Below are 12,156 nucleotides of genomic sequence, written 5' to 3'. Positions count from 1 at the left end.
CAAGTGAGCAGCGGAATGTACTCCTACTCACTTGTGTTTGCTACCTAATTTTGAGGTTTCTAGAGGTTAATTTTAAAGTCTCTCAGGGTGACTTTTATAGTATTTGTTAAGTCAATTTATCGAGCTGAATTTATTTGGGAAGTCAGTGAATACCGCGTCCACATTTGAGAGAAATTCGAAGCGAGACGGATCGTTTACGGTGTAGCACCATGTTTGAATGTTCGCTTCGTTGAGTGTGTCAAGATCGCTCTGATCAAGGTGTTCATAGTTCATGTGACAGCTGAACGCTTTGACTTCATTGATGAGCATAAGATCATCTTGAGTCAGTTGATCCGTGATTACTCCCACTCGATATCTCGGTAAATGACGAGCCATTTCAGCAACCACCTTATGGCTGAAGCTCGAAAGTAAGACCTTATCGGTGTCTAGATTTGAGCGAATCAACTCGGTATGCAGCAAATCAACGACATGAGGCGCTTGATGTCGACTGTCGACTTTGACCTCTAAGTTGACGCTGAGATCATGCTGCTCAACAAGCGCGAGCAACTCTTCTAACGTCAATATTCTTTCACCAGCGAACTGCTGAGACTTCCAACGGCCAAAATCAAGCTGACGCAGTTCTGCAAGGGTATGTTCGTCGACACGACCTTTGCCATCGCTGCAGCGCTCAAGCGTATGGTCGTGGCAAACCACAAGTTGATCATCCTGAGTAGGCTGAATATCTACTTCAATCCATTTCAAGCCGAGTTTCGCCGCTTGTTCAATACTTGCTTTGGTGTTTTCTGGGTGAGTACCTGCAACACCACGGTGACCTACGATGATAGACGACATAACTTAATCCTTCTTAAACGCACCGTAAAAACGCATTAAATATCAGTGTACTCGATTAAGCGAGAGCCGTCGTTAAGCTTGTTACCTCTTCGCGTGACTCTTGTGAAGTAAAGTTATTTGGGTGAATACGCTTCCCACGACTGTCAAAAATATGCAGGTTGGATTTATCGATGCTTAGACCGAGGGGGACAGCTTGGCACAAAGTTGTTTCGGGTGTGACTGCAATAAAGGGTTGTTCGTTCACAAAGCCATGAACTAATTGATTCGGGCCTAACGGCTCAACCACGCTGATACGTAATTCCAGCGGCAAGATGTTCATCATTAGTTCCGAACCAATTTCTGAGTGCTCAGGGCGAATACCAAGCGTGATGGTCGCGTCCTTAACGTGCGCGTATTCTGGTAGGTACATTTGTTGATCGCCGATTTCAAGGTAGCCATCATCGAGCGTGGCAGATAAGAAGTTCATCGCTGGGCTGCCAATGAAGCTTGCCACAAAGGTACTGGCAGGCTGGTGGTAAACCTCTCTTGGCGTCCCGACCTGTTCTATCTGGCCTTTGTTGAGAACCACAATTCTATCTGCCAGTGTCATGGCTTCGACTTGGTCATGAGTGACGTAAACACTGGTTACACCGAGTTCGCGTTGCAGCTTTTTGATTTCCAATCTCATATGAGCACGCAGTGAGGCATCTAGGTTAGATAAAGGCTCATCAAACAGGAAAAGTTGAGGGTCGCGAACGATCGCTCGACCCATTGCAACACGCTGACGCTGGCCACCTGAAAGCTTGGCTGGCTTACGGTCTAGGTATTCTTCGATTTTCAGTGTCTTGGCGACTTTCTCTATTTTCTCTTCAATCACGTGCTGACTGATACCTCGGTTTTTTAACCCATAAGCCAGGTTGTTGTACGCCGTCATGTGAGGGTAGAGTGCGTAATTTTGAAAGACCATGGCGATATCACGTAGAGCTGGCTTTTCGTTATCAACACGGCGACCACCTAAGTGTATTTCGCCACCAGAGATGCTTTCTAAGCCCGCAATGGAACGCAAAATAGAAGACTTGCCACAACCAGAAGGGCCCACTAACACTAAGAATTCACCCTTATCGATATCAAGAGAGACTCCTTTGACGGCTTGATGGCCGTTTTCATACGTCTTGACCAAGTTTTTGATACCCAACATGGTGGGAGCTTTACGCGTATTATTGTGAGTGGCTTGGTTGTGCGCTAGCGTCTGCTTTAGGTTTGGCATCGGGGTGTCCTCTGTATTTTCGTGGGTAGCTTGGTGAGAAGGCAGGTGAGATGTCTTGCACTCATTGAGTGATTGAATGCGGTTATTGTTCATTTGAGTTGTGTCGTTATTATTTTTCACTTTCTACTAGCCCTTTTACAAACCAACGCTGAAATACCACCACTACTAAAACAGGCGGTAACATCGCTAAAATCACCATGGCAAAAACATAGTCGTAGCGAGGTAAACTTGTTTCATTGATGTTGTTGAGTACGTGTTTGATGCCCATCACGATGGTGTTGTAGCCTTCGTCCGTGGTCATCATGATTGGCCACAGATATTGGTTCCAACCCACCACAAACATGATGATGAAGATCGCGGCGATCATGGCTTTAGACAGTGGCAGTAAGATGTCGACAAAGAATCGAAACGGACCTGCGTTATCTAACTGTGCAGCTTCTAATAATTCATCGGGGATGGTTTTGAAGAACTGTCTAAAAAAGAAGGTTGCGGTGGCTGAGGCGATCAGAGGGAGAATTAAACCTGTGTAGCTATTAAGCAGGCCAAGCCCTGCAACCACTTCATAAGATGGGATAATACGAACCTCTAGTGGCAACAGCAGGGTTACGAAAATCAGCCAAAACCAAGCTGTGGCGTAAGGTAGCCTGAAGTAGACCAAAGCAAACGCGGCCATCATCGAAATGATGATCTTACCGATCGCAAAACCTAGTCCCATGATCATCGAATTGGCGATCATTTTGCTAGCGGTGACTTCACCACTGAAGCCCATGCTTTTGTTCCAAGCTTCGCTATAAATGGCTGTAAAGTTATCGCCCGGTAACCATTGCAAGCCATCGCTGACAATGGTGTTTGGGTTATGCGTCGAGCTGGCGAAGATCAGCCAGATAGGGACCAACATAAACAGCATCCCAGCAATTAAAATTAGATGGTCTGATACCTTATTACTTTTCATAAATAACTCCTGTCGCGTTCAGTTCTAACAGTGATGGGCTAGTAGTGAACACGCTTTTCTACAACGCGAAACTGAATAAATGTGAGAGTGAGTACCAGTAGTAACAACACAACAGATTGTGCAGAACTGCCGCCTAAATCTGCGCCAACAAACCCATCTCGATAGACCTTGTACACTAACGAAGTCGTGCCGCCACCTGGGCCGCCATTAGTCATGGTGTCTATCACGCCAAAGGTTTCAAAGAACGAGTAGGTAAGGTTGATGACCAGTAGGAAAAATCCAGTGGGCGCGAGTAACGGGAAGGTGATAGTCCAAAAACGTTTCGAGTCGCTGATACAGTCGAGTATTGCCGCTTCTTTTACCGCGTAAGAGATAGATTGAAGCCCTGCCAGAAAGTAGATGAAATTCACCGAAACTTGTTTCCACACTGAAACCAAAATCAGAGCAAACGTGGCATCTACAGGATCGGTTTGGAAGCTGAAGTCCCAACCCACAACGGCAAACAACTCGGTAAATACACCAATGTTCGGGTTAAACAAGAAAGCGCCGATAACGCCTGCTATCGCGGGTGCAACCGCATAAACCCAAGTGAGAGTAACCTTGTAAGCGCCTTGTCCGTGAATGATGTTGTCGGCTTTCACTGCGAGCAGCAGCGCTAAGGCAAGCGATAAGAAAGAGACTACGATGGCGAACATTAAGGTGAAGCCAATCGAGTTCAGATACTCGCTCGATTCGAATAGCATTTGATAGTTCTCAAACCACACGAAGATGGAAGAGGTGCCCCAAGGGTCTTCTAACATAAAAGACAGGTATACTGCCTTTGTCGCTGGGTAGATAAAGAAAACGGCAATGATGAGTATCTGAGGCGCCAAAAATAGGTAAGGCAGCGGAGAGTGAAAGAATTGCTGACGTCGTTCCACAGGGTAATCCCTAAAAATAGTTACAGTGGCCACTATTAGCGACCTAAATCCTAGCGCGGTATCAAGGTATGCATCCCGTTGAGTTATCGTTGTTGGAGCAAGAAATGGCGCTAATGAAGAATCTCCTCACACTTTGCCATCACGCTCTTTGATCGAGGTTTTGACAAGTTGTGAGGAGCGATGAACTGCTTTGGTTTGTTAAGCCTTTAGTTCAATTATATGCTTTAGCTAAAAAGCAGAATTAGTTCATGGTGCGAGCGAAACGTTTTAGTAGTTTGCTGCTTTCATCTTCAACCTTGTCTAGGCTGTTCTCGACGCTAGAGCGGTCGGCGAAGATATTGTCAAACTCACGATGCATCACTTCACGAATTTGTGGGTAGTAACCCAAGCGGTAGCCTTTAGTCCACGTGCCTGATTTGAGGCTTAGCTGCTTTACGCCCACTTCTGCGTCTGGCTGTTCTTTGTAGTAGCCAGACTCTTTGGCTAGTTCATATGCAGCGTTCGTTACAGGTACATAACCTGTTGTTTTATGCCAGTAGACTTGAGTTTCAGGCTTAGTCAGGTAATCAAAGAACGCTGCCACACCTTTGTCTTGTTGTTGGTCATGGCCATTGAGTGCAAACAGAGCTGCACCACCAATGAAGGTTAAGCCTGCGTCCGGGTTAACTGATTTCCAGTATGGGAGGTATGTGGTGCCGAGTTCGAAAGGTACGCGGTTACGTAAGCCACCGAATGAACCTGAAGAACCCATCCACATCGCCACTTCTTGGCGCTCGAACGGTGTTTGGTTTGCATCCCAATCGCTGCCGTAATACTTGTAGTAACCTAGATCGGACCACTCTTTCATCTTGCTAACGTGCATCATCATGTCTTTGGTGTTGAACATTAGCTTAGTGGATAGGCCATCGTAGCCGTTGTTTTGGTCAGCGACCGGTAGGTTGTGGCGAGATTTAAAGTTCTCGAACATGATCCACGGCGTCAGAGATTGAGAAAACGCGATGTGGTCTTCTGCCTTCAGTTTCTTAGCCACCACTTCTAATTCTTCATAAGTTTTAGGTGCTTCTGCCCCCACTTCCGCCAGAAGGTCTTTGTTGTAGTAAAGAACCGGTGTCGAGCTGTTGAAAGGCATACCGACCATCTTGCCTTGGTTGTCGGCATAGAAGTTACGAACGCCCGCGAGGTAGTCGTTCGAATTAAAGCTGTAGCCCGACTCCACCAGAATATCCTGTACCGGTTTCGCGACGCCCTTCGCGTTCATGATGGTTGCCGCGCCAGCATCGAATACTTGCAGAATATTGGGTGCTTCACCTGCGCGGTATGCCGCGATACCCGCTGTTAAGGTCTCGGTGTATGAACCTTTGTAGATTGGCGTGATCTCGTAATCATCTTGTGACGCATTAAAGTCGGTCGCAATTTTGTTTACTGTTTCTCCAAGCTGACCGCCCATTGCGTGCCACCAAGTGACTTGAGTTGTTGCGAACGCGGGCATTGCCGCTGTCGCTGACAGAACGCCTGCCAAAATTAGCTTATTCATCTTCGTTTCCTTTTGGATGAAATCGATATCGAGGTCTTGAATTAGAGTGTTAACGAGACGGTAGGGGTATCGTTTGAAGCTATCTTGAATAGTGCGTATTTCACTTACGTGGCTAAACCGTTTCAGTGATGTGAAAGATTCATTTCGATTTTATTTAAGAGAAAAGTTATTGATGGTTTTGATGTTTTACATGTTCGGTTTTTAAGATGTACTTTTTTGTATCAAGACATTGTCGTTGTGACGTTGGAGAGCCTTGTCGATACACGGGAGTTTGATATGCGAAAAAACAGACTAAACCAAAGAGTTTGGTATATTGATGTCAGATTATTTCAAGTTTAAGGGTTGTTGCGTGAAACCAGTAAGTCGAGATTGGGACGAGTTCTGTTACCCATTCATCTATGAAGACAGTCCTATTTGTGATTTTGAGATTTTGTCGGATGAACTATGTTGCCGAGTTGGGTTGGTGTTGTCTTTAGATTTGGAGCCTCAGGTGCGTGAGATCCTGCAACGTTTGCAGCCAAACATCTATCACCTGAATGGTTCTGTGCGCGGTAAGCTCGCCATCACCGAATCTGAATTGATCGAGCTCAAGCAAGATTACCACCGTATCCGTGAGCAGCTACAAGGTGGTTTTAAAGGTTTCGTATTACCTGGTGGGAATCGAGTGTCAAGCGAGCTTCACATGTGTCGTTGTCAGGCTAAGAAAGTGGTGCGAGCTTTGGTGAGCATTGAGCACCATGAAAGCAAAAAGTCACCGGATCCGATTCTTTTTAAATACGCTAACTTAGTCGCGAACACTCTGTATGCCTTGGCGTCTTATACCAATCATATCAATGAGGTTGAGGAAGTGGAGTTTGTGAGTAAGAGCTATTCTATGCCAAAAAGCTCGATGCCTAAAAAGAAAGACTAACGTTTAGTCCTGTTCTGATTAATCGATGAAAGTCTAAGAAGTTTCCAAGCTAAACCATTAAGCATGTGGTTTAGCTATCTAAGATAGAGTTTAAGCGGTCGTCGAGGCGTCGTTTAAGACTTTTGCGCCACGCTGCATGGCTTCGATTAATTCACCGGCATTGAATTTCTCAAGCGCTTCGTGGGCACCTACCTGATTCGCACGGTCAACACATATCTCACTTGATAGTGAGGTATGCAAAATACAGTAAGCATGGCTTAGTGCGCTGTCATTTTGAACCTCAAACGCAAGCTCGTAGCCATCGAGTCCTGGCATCTCAATATCGCTCACTAACAGGTCGACTGCATTGCCGGCGCTAGCTTGGCGTCTCATCAGATCGATTGCATCCAATCCGTTGTTACAAATACTGTAAGGAATGTTGATGCTGTCTAGAGCATCAGATAGCTGCTTACGCGCAATCAAAGAGTCATCCACCAATAAGATGTTCAGCGCTTTGAGGCGTTCCCTTTCTACATCGGTCAGCATCGGAATATGCGCGTTCTCGTAATCAGGGTAGATCTTAGAGAGCAGTAGTTCGACATCGAGCATTTGCACGATACGATCTTCAAAGCGCGTAATGCCTGTCACAAATACATTGCGGCCTACACTCGCTGGCGGCGATTCAATACTCTTCCAATCACATTCAATGATTTTATCTATAGAGCGAACCAAGAATGCCACGACCGTTCTTAAACAATCAGTCACGATGAGCAAACAGTCATTGTACTCAGCGGGAGTGATCGGGCGAAAGCCAATCGCAGCAGACATATCAATCACTGGAACCGTAAGCTCGCGAATAGTCACGGTGCCAATCACATGGTGGTGAGAGTAGGGGATTTGGGTCATCGGTTGAAAAGGAACGATTTCCCTGACTTTAAGCGTGCCAATCGCAAAACTTTGAGTGAGGGACAATTTGAACATCAACATTCCCTGTGACTGACTCGCTTTACTGATCGGTTTGGCCATAATTGGCTCCTATTTACTACACTCTTAATTTATAAAGAATAATTTAAAGGTAAATAAAAGCCGCGGCAAGTAACTATACGGTTTTTAGGGGGTTTAAGGTGGCTGTTTTCGGTTATAGAGTGAAGAATGGTAGCGCTTGGGTTAAAATCACGCTAAATACTCGCTGTCGATGAAAGTAAGTCGGCAAGCAGACTGCAACAAACTGAGAGTTATCATGGCAAGAACAGCAGCAGCGCTTCATATTTTGGTGAAGCATAAAGAACAAGCAGAAGAGATCATCAAGCAGCTTAAAAAAGGCGCTAAGTTTCAGACACTAGCGAAGAAGTACTCAACGTGTCCATCTGGTAAAAAGGGCGGCGATTTAGGTGAGTTTCGTAAAGGGCAGATGGTGCCTCAGTTTGATAAGGTTTGTTTCTCTGGCGAGACGCTGGTACCGCATCTTGTTAAAACGAAATTTGGTTGGCACGTGGTTAAGGTTCTTTACAGAACCTAGTGTAAGATATGTATTAGATGGAATAAAAGGAGCGTATAGTCGCTCCTTTTTTGTGACTTTTTGATAAATTCAATTGGATTATGGCTGAGTGTTCATCCCAGACGCTATGCGATAATTAATGCTACGCCCTTCATCATCCACCGCGAGTAATTGGTAGGAGGAGGAGGGGTTTTAATGAGTAACTCATATAATAAATGCCATTCTTGAGGACATTTAAACAGCTTTGCCTTATCTAGAAAGCTGTAAACGAGTTTGGTAGGAGAACAACATGGAGAGTTCAGTTATGTTAAGCAACCCAGCGACAGATGTTATCTTGCACGCTTTTGACTGGTGCTATGCTGACGTAATGAAGAACGCCCCACTGATTCGGGAGTTGGGATATAAATCGGTTTTAGTTTCACCAGCGATGAAATCACTACGCGCCCCTAAAGGTAGCGGTCGAGCATCTCGAACTCAGTGGTGGCAACGTTATCAGCCACAAGACTATCGTATGATTGATAACCAGCTCGGTGATACGCTCGATTTTATCGCTATGGTGAAGACGCTAAAGCAGCACGGCCTTCGAACTTATGTCGATGTGGTATTCAACCATATGGCGAATGAATCTAGTATCCGCAGCGATTTAACGTATCCAAACGCACAAGATCTGACGTCATATCAAAATGATCCTGAATACTATGAATCAATACGTTTGTTTGGTGATCTGTCTAAGCCACTTTTTGATGAAAATGACTTTGTAGAAGCGTTCGGCATCAAAAATTGGAAAGACACGTGGGAAGTTCAAAACGGACGCATCACAGGGGGAGCCAGTGATCCGGGCCTACCAACACTGCTCGACAACGACAATGTGGTCGCCCTGCAGCGAACGTATTTAAAGGCTCTAAAAGCGATTGGTGTGAAAGGTTTTCGTATCGATGCAGCAAAACACATGACACTGTCACACCTGAGAAAAGTGTGGACGGATGATATCTGTGAAGAAATGCATATCTTTGGTGAAATTATCACTGATGGTGGCGCGACAGAGGAAGAGTACCAACTATTCCTTGAGCCCTACCTAAAGCATACTCGTTTAGGCGCTTATGACTTTCCACTGTTTAATACTATCTATAGGGCGTTTGAAGAGCAGGGCAGTTTTAAGTCTTTGATCAACCCTTACTGTTTTGGCCAAGCTCTATCGAACATGAGAGCCATTACCTTTGCTGTGACCCATGATATCCCAAACAATGATGTGTTCTTGGAACATATCATGGATGAAGTTGATGAACGCCTTGCTCACGCTTTCATTCTTGGTCGTGATGGTGGTGTGCCTCTTATTTACAGTGAGCTGGGCACCAGTGGTATTCTGGATCAACATGGCCAACCTCGTTGGCTCAATGATTGGCAAGCGCATTACATGAAAAGCATGATTCAATTCCATAACCATGTTCATGGTGAAGCGATGCGTGTGGTTGAAGCAAATGATGACTTGATGGTGTTTGTTCGTGGAGACAAAGGTATTGTAGTGATCAATAAGTCTAAGAGAAGTAAAACGGCATCACTCTCTTGGCCTGGGGCAGTAACGGACTTGCTGTCTGGTAATGTGATTGATTGCATTGATAACAAAGTAACTATCAAGGTTGAATCCAACCAATGCATGATGCTGACAACCAATGACCCCGAGCCTGCGAACAGTTAATCGACCCACTTTAAGAAAAAGATTAAAAGAAAGGCCCGCCTACTCGTTTGAGTAAGCGGGCCTTTTTAATGTGAAGCTAAGAATCTAGTTGCTAAAAGCTATTACACCGTGAACTTGTTCAGTAGTTCGTCTTGTTGGCGAACGTTGTCGGTTTGGACTTGCATCGCGGCATTTGCTTCTTGAGCTGCAGTAGACACTTGTGTTGAAAGGTCCTTGATCTTAACTGTGTTGTTGTTGATCTCTTCTGCCACTAAGCTCTGCTCTTCTGCTGCTGATGAAATCTGAATGTTCATATCAGAAATGCGTTGAATGGCGTCACGGATACGATCTAGCGAAGAGTTGGCTTGTTGAGCTCGTTCAACGGCGTCAGTAGCTGTGTCTTTACTTTGGTTCATCGCGTTCGATACTGAACTTGCACCGGCTTGAAGTTGCTCAATCATGTTGCGGATTTCAGTGGTCGACTCTTGAGTGCGCTGCGCCAGAGTACGAACTTCATCTGCTACGACAGCAAAACCACGACCAGATTCACCCGCACGTGCTGCCTCGATCGCTGCGTTTAGTGCCAATAGGTTGGTTTGGTCCGCGATATCGTTAATGACCTTAAGAATCATTTCGATGTTAGCTGTTGCTGATTCTAGAACTTGTACTTCAGCAACGGCTCGGTCGATACGCTCAGATAGGTTATCAATCGCTTGAGTCGTTTCACTTACGACCGATGTGCCGTCTAATGTAGCCTCGTCCGCTTCACGAGCCGCAGCCGCTGCAACTTGAGCATTGTTGGCAACTTCTGTTGCGGTTACTGCCATCTCATTCATTGCGGTTGCTAGTTGCTCTAGCTCTTGCAGTTGCGTGTTCATCGCGCTTGCTGATTTACCAGCACCTCTTACTGTGATTTCAGTGCCGCGTTTAATCTCCACACCAATCGCCTTCGATTGAATGATTTGATTTTGTAGGTTTTCCATAAAGGCATTGAAGCCCTTTGCTAAGTCAGAGAACTCTGTGTCTGTGTTGGTATCTAGACGCTTAGTCAGGTCTCCTTGTCCACTGGCCACGTCTTGAATAGCTTGGTTAAGAGCATCCAGTGGGCGGATTAGCACACGGATCAGAACCGTTAGTGCAACGATACTAAGAATCACAGCGATCAAAGAGTAGATCATTGAGTTGTTTTTCAAGTCTTCGACCGTTTGGTAAGCGATCTCTTCATCAAGGATGGCACCGATGTACCAATCTTCAGTTGGGATATGAGTGAAGTTCACTAGGAACATCTTACCGTCGACTTCGATCTCTTGAGAACCTTCACGAATGGTTGCTTGTGGCATGTAGCTTGAAAGGATTTCACCGTTGTTTTTCGCGTTCGGGTGAGCGATCGTTGTACCATCAGCAGTCACAAGGAATAGGTAGCCTGCATCAAACAGGTTTACTTGGTTGACCAATGTTGCCAGCTTGGTTAATTCCAAATCGTAGAACATACCTGCAGTGAAGCGGCCTTTGTCTTTAACTGGAGTACCAACCGAGATGATCACCTTCTTGCTTGATGCGTCCACATAAGGAGCGGTAACAACTAAACTGTTTTTGGATTTAGCATCAATATACCAAGGGCGAATGCGTGGGTCGTAATCAGGACCCGCTTCCCAACCATCATCATTCTCAATGACGAAACCGTTCGCTTCATAGCCAAAACCAACCGCTAGAAAGCTGTTTTTCAGTTTTGGTTTTTCTAGAATAGTTTTAACGTAAGTACGATCTTGAGGATTTATCTCGATGACTTCAGTCGTCGATTGCGCCAATGCTTTTTTAGCGTTCATTTCTGATACCACGGTGTTTTTAACACCTGATACCATTTCTTCTAGGCTCGCATTAACGTTGTTTTGTACAGCACTTCTCACAGTGTAAAGTTGTTGTATTGAAAGCAATGATACTGTCACTAGCAGCAAAGTTGATGATGCAGCAACCACCTTATGGCTAAATTTCATTGAGTTTCCCCCTTCTCACAGGCTTTGCGAAGACTAAAGTTAATCGTGTGTTTGTATTTATATATATCGACAAGATGGAAATTTACTTGAATGTAATTTCACAAAATAGACCACAAAAATACAACAACCTAAACAATGCAAAATTTACTAAATCACATATTTGTTACTTTTAGTAATTGCTTCAATGAGTTGACGAATTAGAAGTTTCGGACTTTAAGGTGAAATTAAAAATGTATTAATTTTACCTTTATGCACTTTGTTTTCTATATAGAGGAGGGAGCTTAGAGAAAAGATATGAACTTAAATGATATGCCATTTTTAAACATAAATTGGCTTGAATTTATAATTTTCCCATATTTTGGGTAAATAAAAGGTTCATCGCGGCTTTCCGGGGAAAGCCGCTTTTATCTTCAAGAAGAAGTAGTCTGTATCTCGATACCCATATCCCATTCGCTTGATTAGTTTTATCTTGTTGTTTATCCCTTCCAATGTGCAGGTGTTAAGCGGATAACTTGCCGATGCGATAATGCCGTGAAGATAAGGACTCAGTTTTCGTGCGAACTCTTGCAATGGCTTAATTCCACTCTCCTGTACTTGTGCCCACCACACCTCCCAGA

General features: G+C 44.8%; 11 protein-coding genes. 3 read left to right on the top strand and 8 right to left on the bottom strand.

Translation table 11 applies throughout. From position 1 onward, the window contains the following. Positions 1 to 111: 111 nt before the first annotated feature. The 5 genes from L1D11_RS18815 to L1D11_RS18795 form a co-directional block, all read right to left on the bottom strand. A complete protein-coding gene (locus tag L1D11_RS18815) occupies positions 112 to 831 on the bottom strand; it encodes a glycerophosphodiester phosphodiesterase family protein (RefSeq protein ID WP_239833993.1) in 720 nt (239 codons plus the stop codon). A 55-nt stretch (positions 832 to 886) separates the two neighbouring features. Further along, the gene (gene ugpC, locus L1D11_RS18810) at positions 887 to 2,197 is read right to left on the bottom strand and encodes a sn-glycerol-3-phosphate ABC transporter ATP-binding protein UgpC (protein ID WP_239833994.1); all 1,311 of its coding nucleotides are present in this window, start codon (positions 2,195 to 2,197) and stop codon (positions 887 to 889) included. Then, positions 2,187 to 3,029: a sn-glycerol-3-phosphate ABC transporter permease UgpE gene (ugpE, locus tag L1D11_RS18805; protein ID WP_239833995.1), complete on the bottom strand. Its 843-nt coding sequence runs from the start codon at positions 3,027 to 3,029 to the stop codon at positions 2,187 to 2,189. The genes ugpC and ugpE overlap by 11 nt, the downstream gene beginning before the upstream one ends. A gap of 38 nt (positions 3,030 to 3,067) precedes the next feature. Then, positions 3,068 to 3,949, bottom strand: a complete 882-nt coding sequence (locus L1D11_RS18800; RefSeq protein WP_239833996.1) for an ABC transporter permease subunit — start codon at positions 3,947 to 3,949, stop codon at positions 3,068 to 3,070. A gap of 241 nt (positions 3,950 to 4,190) precedes the next feature. Further along, positions 4,191 to 5,483 carry an extracellular solute-binding protein gene (locus L1D11_RS18795; protein WP_239833997.1) on the bottom strand — a complete coding sequence of 431 codons (1,293 nt, stop codon included), beginning with the start codon at positions 5,481 to 5,483 and terminating at the stop codon, positions 4,191 to 4,193. A gap of 349 nt (positions 5,484 to 5,832) precedes the next feature. Here L1D11_RS18795 and L1D11_RS18790 point away from each other — a divergent pair, with 349 nt between their 5' ends. Then, complete coding sequence (locus L1D11_RS18790) at positions 5,833 to 6,393, top strand: ATP:cob(I)alamin adenosyltransferase (protein WP_239833998.1); 561 nt, start codon at positions 5,833 to 5,835, stop codon at positions 6,391 to 6,393. 90 nt (positions 6,394 to 6,483) lie between these two features. Here the strand turns inward: L1D11_RS18790 and L1D11_RS18785 are convergent, their stop codons facing one another. Continuing rightward, positions 6,484 to 7,398, bottom strand: a complete 915-nt coding sequence (locus L1D11_RS18785; protein WP_239833999.1) for a chemotaxis protein — start codon at positions 7,396 to 7,398, stop codon at positions 6,484 to 6,486. Positions 7,399 to 7,567: 169 nt separating this feature from the next. Here L1D11_RS18785 and ppiC point away from each other — a divergent pair, with 169 nt between their 5' ends. Further along, the gene (gene ppiC / locus L1D11_RS18780) at positions 7,568 to 7,891 is read left to right on the top strand and encodes a peptidylprolyl isomerase PpiC (RefSeq protein ID WP_275666018.1); all 324 of its coding nucleotides are present in this window, start codon (positions 7,568 to 7,570) and stop codon (positions 7,889 to 7,891) included. 268 nt (positions 7,892 to 8,159) lie between these two features. Beyond that, a complete protein-coding gene (locus L1D11_RS18775) occupies positions 8,160 to 9,566 on the top strand; it encodes an alpha-amylase family glycosyl hydrolase (RefSeq protein WP_239834717.1) in 1,407 nt (468 codons plus the stop codon). A gap of 101 nt (positions 9,567 to 9,667) precedes the next feature. On the opposite strand, the gene L1D11_RS18770 is transcribed toward L1D11_RS18775, so the two are convergent. Both L1D11_RS18770 and L1D11_RS18765 read right to left on the bottom strand, forming a co-directional pair. After that, a complete protein-coding gene (locus L1D11_RS18770) occupies positions 9,668 to 11,539 on the bottom strand; it encodes a methyl-accepting chemotaxis protein (protein WP_239834716.1) in 1,872 nt (623 codons plus the stop codon). A gap of 375 nt (positions 11,540 to 11,914) precedes the next feature. After that, positions 11,915 to 12,156, bottom strand: a 242-nt coding sequence (locus L1D11_RS18765; RefSeq protein ID WP_239834706.1) for a transposase, incomplete at its 5' end; no start/stop codon positions are given.

Origin of the sequence: Vibrio sp. Isolate32 (assembly GCF_022397955.1) — a bacterium.
Taxonomy (GTDB): domain Bacteria; phylum Pseudomonadota; class Gammaproteobacteria; order Enterobacterales; family Vibrionaceae; genus Vibrio.
Note: the sequence above shows the minus strand (reverse complement) of the source record. Positions and strands in the feature narration are given on the sequence as shown.